Genomic DNA, 21,790 nt, shown 5'->3' on the forward strand with positions numbered 1-21,790 from the left:
CCCTGCTCTTCTTGTCTTCTTCCCTTGATATATGATATTTATAATCAGATGACTGTAATTATCCCGTGAGATTTTACTACATCTGTTACATCTGTTACATCTAGTGCCAAGCCCGCTCCAACTGGCCGAAGATCTCCCAATCCCCTCATCCCCTTCAAATGCCCAAACGCTGTTTCAGCGTCATATCCAGATTTAGCAACAGTTTTTAACACTCAAAATTGAACATTTATGAGATTCTGGAGTTGTCAAATCGCCAAGATTTCGAGCTTTACAGCTATGCTGGCAATAGTTTAACCGATACTTTCAGCACCGACTGCGATCGCACGACGCCCGACGCCCTATTTCTCTTTTGACTTTTAACTTTCCAGCCCCGACGCCTAACCCCGACGCCCTATTTTTCTTTTGAATGATTGACTTTTAACTTTTGACTTTCCAGCCCCTAGCCCCGCGTAAACGCCATGCCATCAAACAGCACAAATCGGCTCCAAACAGAAACTTTCAACGTTCCTCAAGCTATAATTCCCACAGAAATATTGCTGACGCTAGCGACAGGCCCATTGCTTTTCGGGATGTTATGTGGTAAAGCAACACTAGACTCGATCAAATCGCTGGGTGAAGCAAGCGAAGAAGTATTTAGGGGCGATCGCTTGCCAGCGATCCCGTTTCCAGATAGTCCCCAAGCGCAAACTGAATAAAAAAGATCCGCCTTGGCGGTCAGTTGGTCTTATAAGAGACTAATTGATTTAAGTTAACAGCATAAGATTGTTGATTGTCCCACAACAGCTAAACCAGATCCTATGAGCTCCTTACTCCAGTCCGACCATCAGGCAGTTCATCTTACTGCGCCATCAGATCTGTATTTGCGCCATCGCCTCAAAGTGGTAGAAGACCTGTGGGAGTCTGTTTTGCGATCGGAGTGCGGTCAGGAACTGGTAGACTTACTAATGCAGCTGCGATCGCTTTGTTCTCCAGAAGGACAAGCAACGAACGAAAACGAAGCGGAAGTCTCCAAAGTTATTGAAAGTCTCGATATCAACGCCGCGATCAGAGCAGCCAGAGCCTTTGCTCTATACTTCCAGCTGATTAATATTGTCGAACAGCACTACGAACAACGAGCGCAACAGCTATCCTTAAGGATGGCACCCGCACCAGAACCTGCCGACCCCGCACTGCAAGCATTTGCCAAACTGGATGCAGAAGCTAAAACCGCCGTACCCGGAGGTGACTCCCTCGAAAGAACTTGGCAAGAAACAAACGGACAAAAGCGAGAAAAAGGCACTTTCCAGTGGTTGTTTCCCAAATTGCGCCAGCTGAATATGCCACCCCAAGTTATCCAGCGCCTCATAGACAATCTCGATATCCGCTTGGTATTCACAGCTCACCCTACAGAAATTGTCCGCCACACAATCAGAGACAAGCAACGGCGCATAGCCAGAATTTTGCAGCAGCTAGATGAGGTGGAGCAAAACTGGCAAACAACTCACTGTAGCCTGAACTACTCTAACTTGGGAGAACAGCTGCTGGTTACCGGAAACTCACCCAACTACGGAGAAGCTTCTTTGCTCAACGCCTCGGAAGTTTCCTGGGAAGCAACAGCACTGCAACAGGAATTAACGGAAGAGATTCGTCTGTGGTGGCGTACCGACGAACTGCACCAGTTTAAGCCTTCAGTACTAGATGAAGTTGACTATACCCTTCACTACTTCCAAGAAGTTTTGTTTGAAGCGATTCCCCAACTTTATCAGCGCGTCGAACGGAGTTTAAGCAACGCCTTTGGGAATCTGCGTCCGCCCAAACATAACTTCTGCAAATTCGGTTCTTGGGTAGGAGCGGATCGGGATGGTAACCCTTCCGTCACACCGGCAATCACCTGGCAAACAGCCTGCTACCAGCGCCATATAGTATTAGAAAAATACATTAAATCGGTAGAAAAGTTGATCGCTCGCTTGAGCTTATCTTTGCATTGGAGCGATGTGTTGCCGGAGCTGCTAGAATCCCTGGAACAAAATCGATTGCAAATGCCAGAGGTGTACGAACAATTATCGATCAAATATCGACAAGAGCCATATCGGTTGAAGCTATCTTTTGTAAAGAAGAAACTGGAAAATACGCGCGATCGCAACTGGCGGCTCTACAATAGCGAAGATGGGCAATTGGAAAAGCTCAAGCAAACTCAACCAGGCACATACTACCAATCAGCCCCAGACTTTTTAGCCCAATTGCGACTGATACAGCGCAACCTCAAGGAAACTGGTTTAGTTTGCCGCGACTTGGAAAATCTGATCTGTCAAGTAGAAATCTACGGCTTCAATCTCGCCCATCTGGATATCCGGCAAGAAAGTACCCGTCACTCGGATACGATTAATGAAATCGCCGAATATCTCCAAGTTTTACCTCGACCCTACAACCAATTATCAGAACAAGAAAAAACCGAATGGTTGGTGTCGGAACTGCAAACGAGACGCCCTTTAATTCCCAGAGAATTGCCATTTAGCGCCCAAACTTGCGAGACGATCGAAACCTTCCGCATCTTGCGCCAACTTCAGCAAGAGTTTGGCTTGGAAATCTGCCAAACTTATATTATCAGCATGAGCCACGATGTCAGCGACTTGCTGGCGGTATTGCTGTTGGCGAAGGAAGCGGGACTCTACGATCCCTCCACAGGTGTCGGTACGCTGCAAGTAGTACCCCTGTTTGAAACTGTGGAAGATTTGAAGCGGGCACCCCACGTCATGCAAACTTTGTTTGAATTGCCGTGCTATCGGATATTGCTGGCCGGCGGTAAGTCCGCAATGGCAAAGAAAACTCAGGTCGGAGGAGGAACTGAGGACTTACAAGAGGTGATGTTGGGATATTCGGACTCTAACAAAGATTCCGGTTTCTTGAGCAGTAATTGGGAAATTCACAAAGCGCAAAAAGCACTGCAAGCGATTTCCGAAAGGTACGGCATCAATCTTCGCATCTTCCACGGACGCGGCGGTTCTGTGGGTCGCGGCGGTGGCCCTTCCTACGAAGCTATTTTGGCACAACCCGGTCACAGTATCAATGGGCGAATTAAAATTACCGAACAGGGAGAAGTGTTAGCTTCTAAATATTCTTGGCCGGAATTAGCTATTTACAATTTAGAAAATGTCGCTACGGCGGTAATTCAAGCTAGCTTGTTGCGAACGGGGTTTGATGATATCCAACCCTGGAATGAAATAATGGAAGAATTGTCAGCTAAGTCACGCGCTCATTATCGCGCTTTGATTTACGAACAACCCGATTTTATCGATTTCTTCCATAGCGTTACCCCCATTGATGAAATCAGCCAATTACAAATCAGTTCTCGTCCGGCGCGTCGGCGCAGCGGTAAAAAAGATTTAAGCACTCTCCGCGCTATTCCTTGGGTGTTTAGTTGGACGCAAAGCCGCTTTTTGCTACCAGCTTGGTACGGTGTTGGTACGGCACTTCAGGAATTTATGAATGAAGACCCGCAGGAAAATTTGAAGTTAATGCGCTACTTCTATTACAAGTGGCCTTTCTTTAGGATGGTAATCTCGAAAGTGGAGATGACTTTATCAAAAGTTGACTTGCAAATCGCGCAGCATTATGTGAAGGAATTATCTTCACCAGAAGATTTGGCCCGATTTGAAAAGCTGTTTGAGCAAATCTCTAGTGAATATTATCTGACTCGCGATTTGGTGCTAACGATTACCGATCACAAACGCCTTTTGGATGGCGATCCGGACTTGCAGCGATCGGTCCAGTTACGCAATGGTAATATTGTACCGTTAGGCTTTTTGCAAGTGTCTCTGCTCAAACGTTTGCGTCAAAGCAAATCTCAAGCTGCTTCGGGAGTAATTGACTCTCGTCACAGTCGCGGTGAATTGTTGCGCGGCGCGTTGCTGACTATCAACGGTATTGCTGCTGGTATGCGGAATACAGGTTGATGGTAATTGGTATGTTGTTGCGCTTTAGCGCTAAAGTGCAACAACGTACCAATTTAATTCTTTTGTCCGAATTGCGATCGCATCTCTTCCAATTCCTTATCGATTTGGCTTTTGGCTGTGGTAGAATGGGGTGACGGCGTTTGCGGCGATGGCGATGGCTGATTTTTTTTAGGTGCGCCCGGATTGAGAAATTCCGTTTTTAATTCCGCTAATTCATCATCAACTTTACTTTTAACTGGAATCGCTGGCGTCACGGGTGAAGGTTTGACAGCAGCAGGTTTTGCAGGTGTTTGCGGTTTTGGCGTTGCAGCAGGTGGTGTTTGGATATTCAAATCTTTGAGAACTTCTGCAACGGATTGATAGCGACGGTTAATGGCATTATCCAACATTTTATCTAAGATGCGAGATAAGCGATCGCTCACCGGATGTTTCGCAAACTGTCGCCACACCCAAACATCTTGATTCATATCGTATAAATCGAAAGGCGACATCCCGGTTAACAGATGAATGCAGGTAACTGCTAAACTATAAATATCGCTAGAAAAAACAGCCCTACCCCTGCTTTGTTCCGGTGCGACATATTCCGGACTGCCGATACTGGTGCCAGTTTTCTGCAAAGCAGCGCCAGTAGCGATTTTGGAAGCGCCGAAATCGACGAGGAAGAGTTTTCGATCGCTTTTTCTCCTGATAATATTATCGGGTTTGATATCGCGGTGAATCACCTGATGGTTGTGGACAAATTGCAAGACTGGTAATAAATCGTTGAGTAATTGCAGAATCTGAGTTTCGTTGAAAGTACCTTTCTCAGCGAGTTCTTGCGATAAAGTTTGTCCGTCGATAAATTCTTGGATGAGATACTGGTGATTATCTATAGTAAAATAAGCTAGTAAATCGGGAATTTGGGGATGTTGTCCCAATTCATCCAGTTGTACCGCTTCCTGAGTAAATAACTCAGATGCTTTCTGAAGATTACTCGCACCTTGCACTAAAGGAAAAAATTGTTTGATTACGCAAGGGGGTTTCGATGGTTTATCTTCATCTACCGCTAGATAGGTGATGCCAAAACCGCCTTGTCCTATGGGTTTGATGGCGCGATAACGGTCTTTTAGAATTAATTTGGTGCCACAATTGACGCAGAAGACGGCGATTTCTGGGTTTTGGGGATTTGGGCAATAGGGGTTGAGACAATAACTCATAATAATGTTAGATGTTAGATGTTAGATTTTAGGTTTTAGATGAGGACTTACGCAAAGAAACCGGGTTTCTTAGAAAAATCGTAGCTTTCTCAACTAGATATCGACGAAGAAACCCGGTTTCTGGCTGAGGCGTGCGTAAGTCCTGTAGATTTAGGAAAGTCTTGCACACTAAGAGTTTAACGTGATTTTGTGGGGAGTGCGATCGGAACCCCACCCCCAACCCCGACCCTGCAAGGAGAGGGGGAAAGAATTGCAGATGGGGCGATCGCATTTGGAAAACACTAGCAAGATCGATCGCGGGACGTATTTGTAGGGGCGAAGCAAGAGGGCGACAATTTATCACCATAACCCAAAATCTTATACCCTCTTGCTTCGCCCGTCCCTCACGCAACCGATACAAACGCACACGATTCACCTATAACCCAATATTTTATACCGTCAGGCGATCGCCCTGCTCTGTGGGCGATCGTCAACTCTGTCAATACAGAGATTAAGTTGGCAGAGGTTATCTGCGGGAGGAGGGCGAAGCATTCGGATATGAAAACTTCGGTTTTTATACCAGTATTGTCGCCCGAATGCTTCGCCCCTACATCTACCGCGCATCGCCAATCAAAATAAAAGGCGACCAATAATAAGGATGGTGTTTATCAATTTGACTTAATTTCGCTTTTTGCAGCGCTTCTCCTTTGCTCATCCCATTTTTAATATTCTGATAAAATTCAATCATAATCTCCTTAGTTGTATTATCCTCAGCATTCCAGAGACTCGCCATCACCGCTTTTGCACCTGCACGTTCAAATATATAGGCAAGTCCGGCAATTTCTTCGCCGTTGGAGTTAGCTTGTAGGGCGGTTTGACAAGCGCTGAGGGTGAGGAGTTCCGTGTTTTGCAATCCTAATAAAGCGGCATCGGCAATATTTAATTGTTTATCTGCAAATAGCAAAGTATTCGCTTCCATGCCCAATTTTTGACAGCCTTCTGGTTGAAAACAGCCGTGTGTTGCTAGGTGCAAGAAGGGAAAGCGGGGTGCAGAGGTTTTGAATTTGTCGAGGGTGGCGTTGTTGTGGAGAAATGATTCGCTACCGGGGAAGAGTTGGGCGATATTTCTCACTTCTTCTTCAGTTCCGGGTAGATTTTGCGGGTCGCGGGGGATGGGATTTCCTAATGCTAAAACGCCTTTTTGTAGAGAGTTTCGAGCAACTGTTTCTCGATTTGAATTGAGGGAACGACTGGAAAGGCGGGTGAGATAGTTGATGGGATATTTCTGGATTAGGTATTGGTCGGTTTGTTCGTCAAAGAGTGTTTCAAAGGGAATATATCGCAGTTTGCCTGTGGCGATGATGCTTAATTGTTTGGGGGATAATACTTTGATTTTGTCTTCTAATGGACGAATTATAATGTTGTAAATTCCGGCGCTAGTTTCGATGTATTTATCATCAAAATTTTGTAATTGTTCGCGGTATTCGGTGAGAAGTTTATCGAATTCTGTCGGGTCGATCGGGTTTTTAATGACGCTCAGTTGGTCTTTGGTTACGATAAATATGGCTACGGTATTGGGGACATTTTTGACATCGGTCAGCAAGACGGGTTGAATTACAACGGTTCCGGCGGGGATAGAGGATCTCAGTTTTTCAATATCTGTGAGTGTGGTTTCAAAGAGTTCGGCTATTTCGGGAAATTCTTTAGAAATTTTGTCTGCGTCCGCCAATACTTGTGATTCTAATTCCCGCATTTGTCGGGATATTTGTTCGGAAAAATTGTCTTGCAATCGTCGTTGGATGAATTGCAATTGTTGATTTTTTTGATTCCATTCATCAATTTTTTGCTGTGCTTGTGGGTGAGAAACTTTGGCGTTAATTAGGCGGGTGTAGTCGGCGAGGTCGGCTGTGGTGGCGAGGTTGGCCCATTCAAAAGCGCGATCGAGTTGGTTTACGTCGATGAGGAGGGAGATGAGTGCGATCGGGGTTTGTGAGTTAGCCTCCAAAAAATTTCTTCGATTTTTCTTCTGTAAACCTCTACGGATTCCTATTGTAATAGAGGTTGATTGTTCCCAATTAGAAATAGCCTGCATCGGTTGTCCGGTGTCTTGGTAAACTGTACCGATATTACTTAGAATCGCACCCTCCAATTTAGGCCAACCTCCTTGCATTTGTCTAAGAGTTTGCAAAGCTTGCTTAAAGCAAGCTAAAGCGTCTTCAAATTGTTTAATAGATCCATATACTTCACCCATATTATTCAGCGTAATGGCAATCCCTAACGGCTCCCGTATTTCTTGGTAGATAGATAAAGCTTGCTTATAATAATCCAGTGCTTGTAATGGTTGGCTAATATCATCGTAGATAGTGCCAATATTATTTATGGTCGTCGCTAACCAAGATTGATTTCCTGTTTCTCTGACAATTGGCAAAGCTTGTTTTAAATAGCCTAATGCCTTTTGAGGCTCATTCCTATCTTTATAGATTGCAGCAATATTAACTAAATTCATTGCATATAAAGGAGTATTTTTATTACCGATAGACTCGAATATAGCCAAATCAAATGTAATTAAAGCTTTTTGTTCTTCTCCTAACTCGTAGTAAATCGTGCCTATATTAGTCAGCGTGCCAATAAACCCTAAGCGATCATTTATTTCGCCAAAAATGGGTAATGCTTGATTGTAGTAATCTAGGGATTTTTGATAATGATTAAGGTTATAGTAATTTTTAGCAATTAAAAATAATGCTGTTGCTTCTGCTCTCCTAATTTTTAGTTGTCTAGCAATACCTAAAAACTGGAATGATGTTTCTATAGCCTGCTGATATTGCCCTTGCTTTGTCTCTTCTGTCGCTTGCCTTATAAGTTGTGTTACTTCTTCAATCTGCGAATTTTGAATTTCACTTTGCCCCCAACTAGGTCGAACCATCAGCGGAACAGTCAGAGGTGTCAAACAAACACCCAAAGCCAAAACACCGCTAATAATTATTTTCATCGCCCTCATCTCACCGAACCTATATAAACCAGTTTTCCACTTGAAGTTCGAGAAAATCTGCGTAATCTGACACATTGTTTGTGACAAGAATCAGATTATTAACTTTGGCAATAGCAGCAATTTGACCATCTACAAAAGGAGGCGTTTTCCCTAAGTAGTTTTGATTCAGATCTTGCACTACGCACTCACCCGCCTCAGAATCAATTCTGAGGCTCATAGCGAAAGTCGTCTGAAGACGACTGAAAAATGATTTTAGTCCTCTTAAGAGGACTTTTGCTATTAGCCTGGGGTTTGAACCCCAGGCGGGCGATGCAATTGGTGCAAGATCTAAGTCTGAAATAATATTGGTATCTACCAAGAAAAGTAAAGTCACAAAATTACCTCACGACTGGGTGATTTATCCCGCAATCCCTCAAAAAAATCATCATCAATACCTAATTCTTCGACATTATTTTCTTGGCGAAACTCTTCTAGCCGTTCCCAGAATGATGCCTTAGCTGAAACAACCACTTCCTCAACAGGAATTATTTTACCATCTCTGCTATGAGTAAGTCCCGCTTCCACTGTTTGCCTAACGTAAATTGCATACATCAAGTCATCCCAGGTAGAGTTTTCAGGTAAGCTATCTATTAATCGTCGAGCTTCTTCTTTGATATTGACGGTTTCCATAATTTCCCTCGCAATAAACTTTACTTAAAATTTACTAGCCATTAACTAAAACACTTGCGGCCAAATTTCCGAAATCGGCAATTCCCAACCAGGAAATAACTCTGGGATAGTCAGCATATCATTTTCAGTTAACACAATTGCCTCACCCGTAGAGCGATAAACCGTCACAGTTAGTTTATCCGGGTCAATTAATATTCCCACCTGCGTACCGAGTTCTAAAAACATTTGAATCTTCTTTTGTAGAGGCGGAATGCTATCGGAAGCCGACTTTACTTCTACCATCAAATCGGGGACAATTTCGGCAAAAGAACGCGGTAATGGATTGAGTCGTGCAGCAGAAACAAAAGATACATCCGGCCCTCGTAAATTGCCATTTGGCAATCTAAATCCGGCACTTGACCCAGTAACATAACCGAGTTGGCGCGGTAGCACCCAGCTTTGCAGCAAAAATATCAATCGAGCGATAATAACTTCAGATATATAATCTGATAAACCCATAACTTGAATTTTCCCATCTACCAGTTCGAGTTTATAATCAAGTTGTTTTTCTTGTAAAATTAGCTGTAAATTTTCTAAGTCTTCGACAGTGAGATTCATCTTTATGCCTCCCCAGCATTTCGATTACATTGGCATCAGTAATTTCCTGTTATCTTCTGAAATAATATTGGCAATACCAAAAAACGAACTTACAAAATCACGTCTCGACCGGGCGATTTATCCGCACCCCCTCAAAAATTTCGTCAAATGGCTTATCTTCATCAGGCGATACTGCCACTAACTTAACAACAGGTTGACCGTCTTTTTCTATCACAACTTCTTCGCCACGAATTGCCGCTTCTATTAATTTAGGAAAATTTAGCCTCGCCTCACGATAGGCATTTTCTTCTCTTTCTAACTCTTCCATAGTTCTGATAAAATCGTCTCTACCTTCCCAACCACTTTCTATAAATTCCTTCATCTTTTGCAACTTTTCCTCATTACTCATTTGCGGAATCACCTCAATTTTGAGATTCACCTCTTGACCATCAGGAATATTAATTTCCTTTGAAAGCTCAATTATTTTTCCGCGTTTGATGCCTTTGATTTCGATCATGTTATTTCCTCTTCTAACCAATCTTCTAATTGCAAACCTGTAATTCATTTATTTTCTGTTGTTGCAATTGGCGATCCATCTGACGTTCTTTTTCCAAGACTTCGCCTATTTTAGCCCATTTTTCTCTATCTTCATCAGTAAGCTTTTCCAAAAAATCTTTCATTTTTTTTGATTTTTCTTCATTACTCATTTGCTGAATCATTTCTATCTCGACATCCACCTCTTGAGCGTCAGGAATATTAACGTCCTCTGACAGTTCGATCGTTCTCCCTCGTTTGATGCCTTTGATTTTCATCATTTATTTCCTCTCTCACATTCATTTATTTTTCGTCGTTACATTTGGCGATCGAGTATTAATCTTCACTCTGCCAGTTACCGAATAGTTGTTTCCTCCTACTCCTGAATTTGTGCGGCTTTTCGTCTGGCATTCCCTCTTTGCCGCGCCTCTTCAAAACTGCGATTATTCTCAGCTTCTAGCATGGTATTCAATTCATCCAAGTTAGCGATCGAAACATCCCATTGTTTGATAGTTTCGCGCATTCTAGCAACGGAACGCGCCCTAGTTTCTGGGTCAGGAATTCTGGGTTGATGAGTCATAGTAAATTCCAGTTACTCTTAATTTCCCGAACATTAGCAGCGGTGGCTGCTAATGCACTTGTCGCCTCATTAATAGAGCGGGCAAGTAATTCCAGCATATCACGACTTGCCACAGGTTGGGCGTCATAAATACGCCGCAAAGTTACGGAAAACCGCGAATAATATAAATCTGCACGTTCTCGAATACTTTGTAGTTCTTCTAACTCTGGAATTGTTTCGTCTGTCTCGCCGAACTGCTCTAGTAATGTAAATTCTACAGATCTTGCTTCGTCGATTTGCTCTAATAACTGCTGCTGTAAACTTAGAACAGTTTTCAGTGTTTCTGCTGGTAATTGTGCCATTTATACCTTCTGGTGGTGTAACAATTGGCATTATACCATTCAGTAAAAAAATAATTGCAGTTAAGGCTTTAGGATTTTCATTTTCATGTTATCCTCCCTGCTACTATCTAATAGCTTACACGATTAACCTAATACGGCGTTGCCTTAATAGCCATCGTCCTATTTTGCCAATCAAACTGAATTTCATCTACTACAAAAGACCTATTTTTTGACACCGCTAAAATCCCTTTCAACTCATCTTTATCAACTACAGGTGGCTTCAACTTCACTTCACCTTTACCTTGTTGCAAATGAAAATCATCTAGCTGAAGAGGTTTCCAAATTTGTTGAACCCCTGCGGCTGCAACACCGTCACCGCGAACAACCTGACGCCCATCAGTTTTGTAAACTACAGCATTCTTGCTGAATTCTATCTTCTCAACTTGACTGAGGGAATAAGGAGTAGTTTTCTCTCCTTGGATTAATAACTTTTGCGATTTGGTATCGATTTCCGCTACCTTACCATCTATTTTGTCACCGTTTTTGAGAGAAACTACGGCCAAATTAGGTAAAGCAACGGGTACTAATGCCTCATCCACCTTGGCTTGTGCTTGTGCAGCAGGTAAATTTCCCCTCCCTACATCATTACCGCTTGAGGCGCGGCTGCATCCTCCTAACTGCGGCGCTGTCGCTACAAGTGCCACAACTAATATATTTAAAAAAGCTTTCATAGCGTCGGCAATTTTTTTACTGAGCTACACTTATTTATTATATTTCATCTACCATTTGAGCGATTTTGTGTCCCCAACTCCCGAACCTACCAAGGAACCAAATATTTTAGGTAAAGTTGCCAGCATTGTTGGTTTATTGGGTGCTGCCCTTTTCTTTACTGGTTGGATTTATCGCTGGTCTTATTTCTACTTTTTTCAGTTGGAAATAACAACGCTAGATTTACCGCCCCAATCATTTCTAGTAGTTCCATTACAAGTATTTTTCGGAAGTTTCGCATCTGTGGATAGCTTCTGGCAATTAGGTAAAACAGTATTGGTTGCTATTGTCACGTTTATCTTGATTCAACTAACACTATGGTTGCTGCAATTTCTCAGCATTTTGATTGCCAAAATACTCAGATGGTTGCAATTTTTAATTGCTTTGGTGTTAGCAGGATTGATTTGGTTGACTATCAGGTTAATTGAATATTTTAACAAACAATTAGGCAAGTACCAAAAGAAGTCTAGTTCTAAACTTGTTTCTCCCACTCAAAAACCGAGGTTATTAAAAATTATTATTTGGTTACAATTACTAGCGGATTTTATCATTAATAAGCTGAGTGCGATTAAATTTAACCCGATTAATTTTCGTCAATCTTTTTTGGATGAAATTATCATAGTTATAGGAATTCTGATTGCCCTATTTTTGCTAGCGCGGGATCGAGGTACGATCGATGCGCGACGAGATGCTGGCCCAAATTCTACTTTACCTGTTGTCACTTTGGTAACGCCTGAAAACCGTTTACCATTAGGACGAAAACTGGAAAATGAGTTTATAAATCCTTCTTTGAAAGGCTATCGTATTATTGGCGATCGAGGTTTATTTAGAAATATACTAGGACAAGAACAAACAGATACTACTAATCCCAAAAAGCCGATCGTTTGGCGTTTACTCATGGAACGTGGCGGATGGATTTATCTATTTCCCGCTTTACCAGAAAATGCCAAAGCAGAGGATCGTCCTGTGATTATCGCGATTCAAGAAAGTACATTAGGCGAACAATTATTGATTCTTAGTCCCGATGTGTCGAAAAAGCGATAATCGCATCTAGATCCCCGACTTCTTCAAGAAGTCGGGGATCTAACCCTAAGCAGCAAATCACCACCATCTCTGAATTGAATAACTATCAAAAATACTATCGGCGCTCAAAATCGGTATATTCTCCACCATAGCTTGTGCAATTATTAGGCGATCGAACGGATCGCGATGATGTAAAGGTAGAGAAGCGATAATATCAATATGCGCCAAATTTATATTCAGCAATTCTATGCTGTTAGAGCTAAGTTGCTGCTCTATAAACTCCCTAAACGGTAAACCCAAATATAATTTACCAGTGTTTTGCTTAATTGCGATTTCCCAGATGCTAGCTATACTAAGCAGCTTTTGGTTATTTTCATCCTCAATTAGTGATTTGGCTGTAGCGCTGAGTTTCAAACTGTCGGTAACAAACCAAATCAACGTATGTCTATCTAAAAGTAATCTCATTGCAGATAGTCCTCAAAATCTGCGATCGGTTCGTCAAAATCATCTGATATTGTCACTAAACCTTTGGCACTCCCTGCTTTGGCAGGCCAACTTTTCTTGGCGGGAGATATCGGGCTTAATTTTAACACAGGTTTATCGTCTTTGGTAATGACAATTTCTTCACCTTCGAGCGCTGCTTCAATTAAAGCTAACAAATCTTTGGTAGCTTCATCTAAAGTTATTTGCTGCATAGCTGTTACCTCAGAAAAAATTTTTTTCATCATAACTCTATTATATAGCAAGCTGCTAATTACGTGGCAATAGCTCAAGTTCATTAGGTACGTTGTTGCGCTTTAGCGCTAAAGCGCAACTAAATACAATATTATTCTTCTACAATATCAAAATTAACTCCTTCATAAATATCGCTTAATGGGATTTGGAAATCTACGGAATCTAACGCTAAAACTCCATCAGCGGATTCGTAATAAGTTAACAGCCATTTTCCCTCTGCGGTTTTCACTAATTGTTCGATATGAAATTTGTATTGATCGATTAAAATATATTCGCGGAATTCGGGGAGCGATCGATAATAATCAAACTTATCTCCTTTATCGTAATTTCTAGTTGAATCCGATAAAACTTCTACAATTAGTGATGGATTCGTCACCGTAGTATTTCCACCACCCTCATAAACTGGTTCTCCCTGAATTATCATAATATCTGGATAAAAATATCTCCGATAACGCGACACCCACAAACGTACATCGCTAGCAAATACACGATATCCTCGACCTCTAAGAGCTAATTTTAAACGTGCGAATAGATTACCCAGAATTTCATTGTGATTAGTTGTTCCGCCTGTCATCGGTACTATTTCTCCATCGTGGTATTCACTTTTGTACTCAGCAGTTTCTTCTAGGGCCAAATATTCCTCGCGGCTGTAGTAGCGTTTCTCTGTTTGGGTTTGCATATTGTTCTCCTTATATTTACTAAAAATTGATTCCCATTGCTAATTATTCAAATTCAGGTGGCCACAATTCGGAAACAGGCAATTCCCACCGAGGAAATAATTCGGTAATAGTTAAAACATCGCTATTCGTTAATTCGTTTTCCTCTCCGCCACGACGAAGAATAATTACTTTTTGCTTATCTGGGTCGATTAGTATTCCCACTTGCGAGCCCAATTCTAAAAATGCTTTTATCTTTTCCTTTAGCGGGTTAACTCTATCGTTTTTCGATTTAATCTCTACCATTAAATCTGGCACTACTCTTGCAAAGTCACGCGGACTGTTTCTGAGCCTTTCCGCACGCACAAACGATACATCTGGTGCGCGTAAATCAGCATTTTCTGTGGGCAAGATGAAACCGCCGCTCGAATCATAAACACGCCCCAATCTGCGGGGCATTACCCACCCACCCAGAAAGATAATTAATCTTGCACCCACTTCACTGGAAGTTACATCAGATGGCCCCATAACAATAATTCTCCCGTCTACCAGTTCCAATTGGTAGTCTAAATGTGCTTCTTGTAGTTCTGTTTGCAGCCTTTCCAAGTCTTTAACGGTCAAATTCATAAAAGCTTCCTCAATTACAAGTTGCTTTAAATTACGATTATATCATAAATTCCTGTTTTTAATTCGCATTTCCGCGCCAGAAATAACGCAACCACCACTGGCCTTTAGAACGAATAAAACTGACTCGATAATCCCTCGGTTCGTAATAAACAAATCGATTTTGCACCCATCCTTTTTGGCCGTTTTTTAATACGACTGGCGTCCAGCCATCTGGAGAGTTTATCGCTTGTTGCAAGCGTTGGGGCAAGTTATCAAAAGTTTCTTTATCAAATTGGATGATATCTCTAGAAAGTTCATCTACTACAGGAGAACCGGAACCTGGTTCTGACCTAACATTGACATTTTGACCTAAAATTGCTACTTGTTGTTGCCAACCAAATTTATAAATTTGTTTGCCGAAGGTGATTGGACAAAACCATATATCGGAACCGAGTTCTTGTTCGGGTTCTGTTGTGTCGGGGTCTATAGTACAGCCGGCAGCAATTGCCTTTTCCATGTACTGCCAAAAAGGTGATTGTCTGTTATCAATATTATAAGTATTGAGATCGATCGCACCACCAAAACCCCACTGAGTTTTGGCATTGACAATAGTGCGAATAAATTTAGCATCGCGTCGCTTTACTGCATCCAAAAGACGCAACCGGAATTGGGAAAACTCGCTTGCTTTTGGTGGCGGCGATGAATTTTGTTGCGTGGGTGCGGTTTCTGCAAGATCGGGGATTGGATCTGGTGTAGAATTATCTGTAGATTCAGGAAATATCTCACTTATGGTAGGTGCAGTTTGTCTGTTGTTGAGGTAAGAAATGGCTGCCAAAGTCGAGCCGGTTATTGCGCCTATGGCTATCAATATAATTATCAAAAATTGTTGAGATTTCATGGCTGTGTCTCTGGGAGTTAAATTGATAGGGATTGTGACTGGGGCTAGAAACCGGTTTTCTGGCAACTTTTGCTTGAGAAACCCGATTTATTAGGTCTTGTTGAGAATGGTGCAAGATGTTAGTTAACAGCAAATCACATTTTGGTGCGTTACGCTGATAGCTAACGCACCCTACTGTATTTCAGCAGTTATCAAAAATGTTATAAACCCGCTTTCTCTGGGAAAACGGGTTTTGGGGGGGTAGTATGCAATATTAGGCAATAATATCTAGAATGGTTCGTTACCGGGCTTCCATTTAATATTGCAGCCAATGCTGGGTTTTTGGTCTTGGGTAATCGGTTTATCCGATAATACCGCATTTAGGGCGCTTCGCAAATCCTTCCCCGTTACCGGAATGCCGTTACTTGGGCGACTGTCATCCAACTGACCTCGATAAACTAACTTGCGATCGCGATCGAACAAAAAAAAGTCTGGTGTGCAAGCAGCCGTGTATGCCTTGGCAGTTTCCTGGCTCTCATCGTAGCAGAAGGGAAACGTAAATCCCAACTCAACAGCCATTTGCTTGAGTTTATCCGGTGCATCGTTTGGATAATTGGCGACATCGTTAGCACTGATCGCAACTATCCCGATGCTTTCTGCTTGGTAATCTTTTCCCAGTTGCGCCAATTCTGTCTTAATATGCTTGACAAACGGACAATGCTGGCAGATAAACATTACTAGCAGAGCTTTTCGATCGGCAAAAGTAGCAAGCGATATCGTTTCACCAGATACTACATCTGGTAGATGAAAATCGGGTGCTTTAGTACCCAATGCCAACATGGTGGAAGCGGTTAACGCCATTGCAGAAACTCTTCTATTCGAGTAATTTTCTATCAAGATATCAGATTAGCTGAGCTTTTTATGCTAATATTTTGGGTAGTTAATTCAACAAAGAATTCGCGCACAAAATACCGGAGGCGGCGACGGCGGGAACGCCAATTCCGGGCATGGTGCTGTCGCCAACGCGGTACAATCCTCGAATAGGGGTTTGTGGGCCTGGAAATGTGCCTTTTCTGGCGGCAATTCCTGGGCCATAAGTTCCTTGATATCGACGTAGGTAATAGGCGTGAGTTAAGGGTGTACCGATGAGTTCCAGCACAATGCGATCGCGAATATCGGGAATTACTTTTTCTAAGGCGCGAAATAAAGGTTGCGATCGCTCTTTTTTCTTCTCTTCATATCGATCGTCTCGCTGCCAATTTTCGTAAGGTTCTAAAGTATAAGCATGAACCACATGATGTCCGGGTGGCGCGAGATTTGCATCCCAAACAGACGGAATGGAAATCATGCAAGTATTACCCGGTTCGCTAATATCTAAATTAGCATCATGCACGACTACGTGATGTCCGGTGAGATTTTCCAAATTTTCTGCACGAATACCCAAATGCAAGTGCATAAAACTATCAACAGCAGGTGTAGCGAGAGACTTTTGGCGATACGATGTTGGCAAATCTTCTGGTTTCAGCAGTTTGGTGTAAGTATCCCAGATAGTCGCATTGGAAATAACGATCGCTGCTTTGATAATTTCCCCATTCTGCAAGCGAACACCGACAACTTTGCCTGATTCTAATAAGATTTGTTCGACATGACCATTCAATCTTAACTTTCCGCCCCAGCGTTCCAAACCCCTCACCAAAGCATCAACAATTGCACCACTTCCTCCCACCGGATAATCTACTCCGATATTACTGCGTTCGCCTAGCATAAAAGCTACTTCCGGCGCAATAGTTCCCTCTGCTTTCAAACCGGATAACAGAAAACATTCTAAATCGATTAATCGTCGCACCCAAGGATCTTTTACCTCTTTATCCATTACTTCGCCGACAGAAGCTTGTACTATTCCGATTTGAGGTAATAATTTTAATAGTGATGGCAGATATCTTGTCAGCAACACAGGAATTATTTGCAAATCTGCGCGTAAAGCTATAGTGGGGATTCCTTTTAATGCTTCGTACAATTGCAGCAAAGGTTTTTCAAAGCGTTGCAGTTCGATCGCACCTTGCGGAGTAATTTTTGCTACTTCTTTTCGGTAACGTTCCCCATTGCTATAAACGGGAAAAGTACCTTCGGGAAAATGATAGTGTCCCATCGGATCGTAACTCACAGTTTCGAGAGATTCTCCCAAAACTTCCAGAACTTGACGCAACGGATTGAGACTTTTGGGATGATTTAAGCCACAATAAAATGAAGGGCCAGAATCAAAATGAAATCCCCGCCGCGAGAAACTGTGCGCTGCACCACCGGCAATAGCGTGACTTTCGCAGACTAACACTTTTTTGCCGTAACGTGCGAGTAGTCCAGCAGTTGTTAAACCGCCGATACCGCTACCGATAACAATAACATCGAGATTTTGCATATTTGAAAAAAGCGATCGCGAGAACAATAGACCTCTCCAAAAATTATTGTGGGGTAGGCATCTTGCCTGCCCTTTGAGATTCTTTTGGAGAACAATAGACCTCTCCAAAAATTATTGTGGGGTAGGCATCTTGCCTGCCCTTTGAGATTCTTTTGGAGGAGATGTCTAATTATTTTGTACCATGAGAGATAGAATCTCCGGATTTCGTGACCTGGTTCAACCAGGTCACGAGAATAGAGAAGCTCCGCCTTTTGGTGGTAGATTTGAATTTAGCTGCCAAATCTAGCCAGCAATTCCTCGCGAGATAATTGCAGCAACAGCACAGTAAACTCCTGCGGTCTTAACTCCAACAAACGCTCAATAATTCCCGAAAGTTGCTCATCTAAAGCACCAAATCGGACTCGCAACAAATTTTCGATCGTAGCGCGACGTTCCTCCATCAAACCTTGCTGCAAACCCTGCTGCAAACCTTGCTGCAAACCCTGCTGCAAACCTTGCAAAACGCCTTTGGCGATCGCTTCGTCCCGCAATTGCAAAATTATTGGTGATAATTCCATAACTAACTCCCGATCTTCTGTATCTATATTTTGGCTTGCTTGTAAGGTTGCCTGCAAATTAGACAACAACAAAAGAGTGTTTGCACGTAACGGATGATTTGGTGGAAGTGCGCCTATTTCGTTAATAGCCTGTTTTTGCACTGTTCCTTTACCCAGAAGTCTCAGCCATAGCGTTTCTGGAGTGCGAGGTAACTGGTGAATTACGACGATCGCAGTTTTTTGATACTCCCCCAAAAAGTATACACCACTTGGCCAGTTATCTGGATCGGGGTCGGCTTTAAACCCATTTAAAATGTTTGCTGAAACAGTGGGAGAAATAATCCACAACCCTGGTAAATCTGCCTCGTCGATCTGAATTTTTTCCCTTTGACGCTGACGCAGTAAACTAGCGTGCTTATCAAATAGTTTACCCATACAACTGCGAATTTGTATGGGCGATACGGCATTGCGGAAAGGCTCAATAATACATGGGGTATGGGCAAATCTTCCTAGTAAACCCAGCACTCCTGCATCTCCCCTTCGTTCGGATGGGTAAGGTGTGAACACCACATCAATTTCTCGCACTTCGCTGGCGAGTTCTTGGCTAACTTTCACGTCACCCAGAGGGGTTAACAATTCTTGGAAATAGTCCTTGGCAAATCGATCGTAAATAAATCGCGTCATTTTAATTCAAACATAGTCATATTAAATTATAAGATGCGATCGATCGACCCTATCCATGCTTAATAATATTTACAGTTAAAATCACTTATAGCGGTTAGTTTAATTTCTTTATTTCGCTTCTCCAATCAAAGTAAACGCTGCCCAATCTCTCGGATTTGGATTTTGTTTCATAGTCGTCAGCATCGCTTGTCGCAATGCTTGGGCTTTATCAATATTTTTTGACAAATTTTGATAAAATTCTGTCATTAGAAACGCAGTGGGACTATCGGGTACTGACCACAGAGAAACGATGACGCTGGATACGCCTGCGCCAATGAACGCACGGGAAAGTCCGATGACACCATCGCCGCTAATTCTCCCCCTTCCCGTATCGCAGGCGCTTAAAATTGCGAGTTCGGCATTTAATTTCAGGTTGATGATTTCTCGTACAGTTAATAAACCATCGTCTTTTCCAGAAGGAGCTAAAGCCAGGGAACTTTGGAAACCGTACATATCATCAAGTAACCCGTGAGTTGCCAAATGAATAATCCTAGCGTTAGGCATTTGTTGCACAATATTGCTTTTGGTTGCTTGGTTTCCGGTAATAGCTTGAGTGGATAAAAGAGTGGCGATCGCATTTGCTTCTTTTTCCGATCCAGGTAAACTCGGTAACTGTTCCGGCGGTGCGTTAACTTTGGGACGAATGCTCGGCATTGTGGGATTTCCCACGACAAGCGATCGCTTATTTGTAGAAGTTTGCAACCTTTGTTTGGCTTGGCGAGTTAAATCCAAAACTTGAATCGAAGGAGCCGTAATAATTGTATGTTTTTCTATTAGATATTTCCCCGCGCTGTCTTGCAAAGCTGCAAAAGGCACCATAAACAAAGCGTCTTGAGCAATGAACGTAACGCGCTGATTTGGATCGGTTGGTAATAAATCGGCAATTGGGGAGATTAATATTTTATACAATTGTTGCAATCCCGAATAATTGGGTGTACTATCAACCCTAGCAGCGATCGCAATACCGCGACCCCCTACCCCAAAAGATTGGCGCGTGTCCCGGATAATTTGTTCGAGAGATTTTTTATCCTGTCCCCGCACAGCTTTCAAATCCACTCGCCGAAACGCAACTTCACCTGTTGGTTCGATCACCCAAATTAACAGGGCTGTTTCATAGCTAAACTCTTGATTGAGTACCAATTGAGAGAGCGAGTTGTTGTCATTATAAACAACAGTATATTCCACCAAAGTTGAATTTTGCTCTTTGGCAATCTGTTTAATTCGAGCCAGGTTGGGTGGGTCAATCTTCGGTTGGGATTGCGCGTCTACAGCTAAACGAGTTGCTAATAAATGTACAAACGCCCTAGCTCGACTTTTTTCTGCTAGTTCCAGTGCCGTATCAATTTTATTTTGAGCAACTAAAACTTGTTGTAAAGTGCGATATGTATAGGTTAGCCAATTATATAAATTCAGGTTTTGGTCATCGCGAGTTTGGCTGGTCGGCAGGTTATAACTTTCGATTTTTTGGCGGACTTTTTCAGATATTGTTAGCGCCTCTAACAAAGAATTTTCTGCTTCTGCTAGCTGTCCGACGCGAAACAGGGTTTCTCCTAAGTTGGCTAAAGCGTACATTTGAGAAACTTCAATTTTATCTGCTTGAGCAATTGCCAAGGTTTGCCTTTGCAATTCTAATGCTTTGGTATAATCTCCCTTCAGGAAGTAAACACGCCCCAAGTCGCCCAAAACCATACCTTCGTAAATGCGATTATTTGTTTGCTGGGCGAGCGATCGCACTTGTTCCAAAAGTGCGATCGCTCGCTCAGCATTATTCATCGACCCATACACAAAGGCTAACTGCCTCAGCGTTATCATCTCGTTGAATGGATTGGCAATTGCTTTGGCAAATTGCAAAGCTTGTTCGTAGCTCTCGATGGCTTTTTGGTCGTTATTTAATTGATATTGGTAAATGATGCCTATACTGAAAAGACCATTGTATTCGCTATTTTTATCTCCCAGTTCCCGCACAACAGCTAAATACTGCTGCCATAGCTCCACAGCTTTTTGTGGTTCCGAAATTCCCCCATAAAGAATCGCTAAATTCATTAGCGTAGATGCTTCTTTGTCGCGCTTATTAAGCTGACGCACCATAGCTAAATGCTTCTCGTAAGTTTCAATTTTTTTTTGAATGTTGCCAGTGAAAGCGTAAGCGGTAGCTAAATTATCTAAAATAATTTCCTCGGTTTCGCGATCGCCCTTCTGCTGTGCAATTTCCAACTGATGTTCTAAAAACTTAATTCCGTTGTCGTCTCCCAATTTGCTGTAAGCTGTAGCTAAATTTCTGACAATCTGTGACAGGGTAGGGTCTTTGATTTCCCGTGCGATCGTCCAAGCTTCTTGCAGCAGTGCGATCGCTTTCTGGTGTTGTTCAAAATAAATAAAAGCATACCCAGCATTATTCAAAATGCGTACTTCATCCTGTCGATTTCCCTCTTTTCTTGCCTTAGCTAATTGTTCCTCATACGTATTAATAACTTGTTGATAAGCTGCACGCAGAGCATTTGCATCTTGCGCCAGCACATATGAATTCCAAATTATTTTACTTGGACTAAATTTGAGCGTAGCTAAGGGGGTAAGCGTGATGAGGATAGTCAAGAAAGCACAGGTGCCAATTTTTTGCGATCGCATTTTCGTCATATGGGTGGATGGTTTCCCCTTCTGGACAGGGGAGTTCGGTA

23 protein-coding genes are annotated in these 21,790 nt (G+C 42.5%); 4 read left to right on the forward strand and 19 right to left on the reverse strand.

Annotation, left to right across the window (positions count from 1 at the left end; all coding sequences use genetic code 11):
* Nucleotides 1-218: 218 nt before the first annotated feature.
* The 3 genes from H6G03_RS38640 to ppc all read left to right on the forward strand — a co-directional run bounded on the left by H6G03_RS38640 (nt 219) and on the right by ppc (nt 3,932).
* Entirely contained in the window at nt 219-353 is a 135-nt protein-coding gene (locus tag H6G03_RS38640) for a hypothetical protein (RefSeq protein WP_255512162.1), read from the forward strand.
* A 105-nt stretch (nt 354-458) separates the two neighbouring features.
* Nucleotides 459-695, forward strand: coding sequence for a hypothetical protein (locus H6G03_RS02150; protein WP_190461600.1), 237 nt, complete (start codon nt 459-461; stop codon nt 693-695).
* Nucleotides 696-797: 102 nt separating this feature from the next.
* Entirely contained in the window at nt 798-3,932 is a 3,135-nt protein-coding gene (gene ppc, locus H6G03_RS02155; protein WP_190461602.1) for a phosphoenolpyruvate carboxylase, read from the forward strand.
* 53 nt (nt 3,933-3,985) lie between these two features.
* Here the strand turns inward: ppc and H6G03_RS02160 are convergent, their stop codons facing one another.
* The 10 genes from H6G03_RS02160 to H6G03_RS02205 all read right to left on the reverse strand — a co-directional run bounded on the left by H6G03_RS02160 (nt 3,986) and on the right by H6G03_RS02205 (nt 11,506).
* Nucleotides 3,986-5,128, reverse strand: a complete 1,143-nt coding sequence (locus H6G03_RS02160; RefSeq protein ID WP_190461604.1) for a protein kinase domain-containing protein — start codon at nt 5,126-5,128, stop codon at nt 3,986-3,988.
* 592 nt (nt 5,129-5,720) lie between these two features.
* Nucleotides 5,721-8,096: a CHAT domain-containing protein gene (locus H6G03_RS02165; protein WP_190461606.1), complete on the reverse strand. Its 2,376-nt coding sequence runs from the start codon at nt 8,094-8,096 to the stop codon at nt 5,721-5,723.
* A 19-nt stretch (nt 8,097-8,115) separates the two neighbouring features.
* Complete coding sequence (locus H6G03_RS02170) at nt 8,116-8,469, reverse strand: PIN domain-containing protein (protein ID WP_190461608.1); 354 nt, start codon at nt 8,467-8,469, stop codon at nt 8,116-8,118.
* Nucleotides 8,466-8,765, reverse strand: a complete 300-nt coding sequence (locus H6G03_RS02175; protein ID WP_190461674.1) for a hypothetical protein — start codon at nt 8,763-8,765, stop codon at nt 8,466-8,468. The genes H6G03_RS02170 and H6G03_RS02175 overlap by 4 nt, the downstream gene beginning before the upstream one ends.
* 45 nt (nt 8,766-8,810) lie before the next feature.
* Nucleotides 8,811-9,362 carry a Uma2 family endonuclease gene (locus tag H6G03_RS02180; protein ID WP_190461610.1) on the reverse strand — a complete coding sequence of 184 codons (552 nt, stop codon included), beginning with the start codon at nt 9,360-9,362 and terminating at the stop codon, nt 8,811-8,813.
* A gap of 97 nt (nt 9,363-9,459) precedes the next feature.
* Nucleotides 9,460-9,858, reverse strand: coding sequence for a type II toxin-antitoxin system Phd/YefM family antitoxin (locus H6G03_RS37720; protein WP_242057014.1), 399 nt, complete (start codon nt 9,856-9,858; stop codon nt 9,460-9,462).
* A 25-nt stretch (nt 9,859-9,883) separates the two neighbouring features.
* On the reverse strand, nt 9,884-10,156 hold the full coding sequence (locus tag H6G03_RS02190; protein ID WP_190461613.1) for a hypothetical protein: 273 nt from the start codon (nt 10,154-10,156) through the stop codon (nt 9,884-9,886).
* Between the two features lie 95 nt (nt 10,157-10,251).
* Nucleotides 10,252-10,455, reverse strand: a complete 204-nt coding sequence (locus tag H6G03_RS02195; protein ID WP_190461615.1) for a hypothetical protein — start codon at nt 10,453-10,455, stop codon at nt 10,252-10,254.
* Nucleotides 10,452-10,796, reverse strand: a complete 345-nt coding sequence (locus tag H6G03_RS02200) for a hypothetical protein (protein ID WP_190461616.1) — start codon at nt 10,794-10,796, stop codon at nt 10,452-10,454. The genes H6G03_RS02195 and H6G03_RS02200 overlap by 4 nt, the downstream gene beginning before the upstream one ends.
* Nucleotides 10,797-10,924: 128 nt before the next feature.
* Entirely contained in the window at nt 10,925-11,506 is a 582-nt protein-coding gene (locus H6G03_RS02205; RefSeq protein WP_190461618.1) for a hypothetical protein, read from the reverse strand.
* Between the two features lie 67 nt (nt 11,507-11,573).
* On the opposite strand from H6G03_RS02205, the gene H6G03_RS02210 reads away from it, so the two are divergent.
* Entirely contained in the window at nt 11,574-12,587 is a 1,014-nt protein-coding gene (locus H6G03_RS02210; RefSeq protein WP_190461620.1) for a hypothetical protein, read from the forward strand.
* 57 nt (nt 12,588-12,644) lie between these two features.
* On the opposite strand, the gene H6G03_RS02215 is transcribed toward H6G03_RS02210, so the two are convergent.
* The 9 genes from H6G03_RS02215 to H6G03_RS02255 all read right to left on the reverse strand — a co-directional run bounded on the left by H6G03_RS02215 (nt 12,645) and on the right by H6G03_RS02255 (nt 21,749).
* Nucleotides 12,645-13,031, reverse strand: coding sequence for a type II toxin-antitoxin system VapC family toxin (locus H6G03_RS02215; protein WP_190461622.1), 387 nt, complete (start codon nt 13,029-13,031; stop codon nt 12,645-12,647).
* Nucleotides 13,028-13,261: a type II toxin-antitoxin system Phd/YefM family antitoxin gene (locus H6G03_RS02220; protein ID WP_190461624.1), complete on the reverse strand. Its 234-nt coding sequence runs from the start codon at nt 13,259-13,261 to the stop codon at nt 13,028-13,030. The genes H6G03_RS02215 and H6G03_RS02220 overlap by 4 nt, the downstream gene beginning before the upstream one ends.
* 131 nt (nt 13,262-13,392) lie before the next feature.
* A complete protein-coding gene (locus H6G03_RS02225) occupies nt 13,393-13,980 on the reverse strand; it encodes a Uma2 family endonuclease (protein ID WP_190461627.1) in 588 nt (195 codons plus the stop codon).
* 43 nt (nt 13,981-14,023) lie between these two features.
* Entirely contained in the window at nt 14,024-14,584 is a 561-nt protein-coding gene (locus H6G03_RS02230; protein WP_190461628.1) for a Uma2 family endonuclease, read from the reverse strand.
* Nucleotides 14,585-14,642: 58 nt separating this feature from the next.
* On the reverse strand, nt 14,643-15,461 hold the full coding sequence (locus tag H6G03_RS02235; RefSeq protein WP_190461630.1) for an SH3 domain-containing protein: 819 nt from the start codon (nt 15,459-15,461) through the stop codon (nt 14,643-14,645).
* A gap of 267 nt (nt 15,462-15,728) precedes the next feature.
* On the reverse strand, nt 15,729-16,301 hold the full coding sequence (locus H6G03_RS02240; protein ID WP_190461632.1) for a thioredoxin family protein: 573 nt from the start codon (nt 16,299-16,301) through the stop codon (nt 15,729-15,731).
* 79 nt (nt 16,302-16,380) lie between these two features.
* Nucleotides 16,381-17,856: a phytoene desaturase family protein gene (locus H6G03_RS02245; RefSeq protein ID WP_190461635.1), complete on the reverse strand. Its 1,476-nt coding sequence runs from the start codon at nt 17,854-17,856 to the stop codon at nt 16,381-16,383.
* A gap of 269 nt (nt 17,857-18,125) precedes the next feature.
* On the reverse strand, nt 18,126-19,076 hold the full coding sequence (locus tag H6G03_RS02250; RefSeq protein WP_190461637.1) for a hypothetical protein: 951 nt from the start codon (nt 19,074-19,076) through the stop codon (nt 18,126-18,128).
* A 108-nt stretch (nt 19,077-19,184) separates the two neighbouring features.
* Nucleotides 19,185-21,749, reverse strand: a complete 2,565-nt coding sequence (locus tag H6G03_RS02255) for a CHAT domain-containing protein (protein WP_190461639.1) — start codon at nt 21,747-21,749, stop codon at nt 19,185-19,187.
* Between the last annotated feature and the right edge of the window lie 41 nt (nt 21,750-21,790).

This window comes from Aerosakkonema funiforme FACHB-1375 (assembly GCF_014696265.1).
Classification (GTDB): domain Bacteria; phylum Cyanobacteriota; class Cyanobacteriia; order Cyanobacteriales; family Aerosakkonemataceae; genus Aerosakkonema; species Aerosakkonema funiforme_A.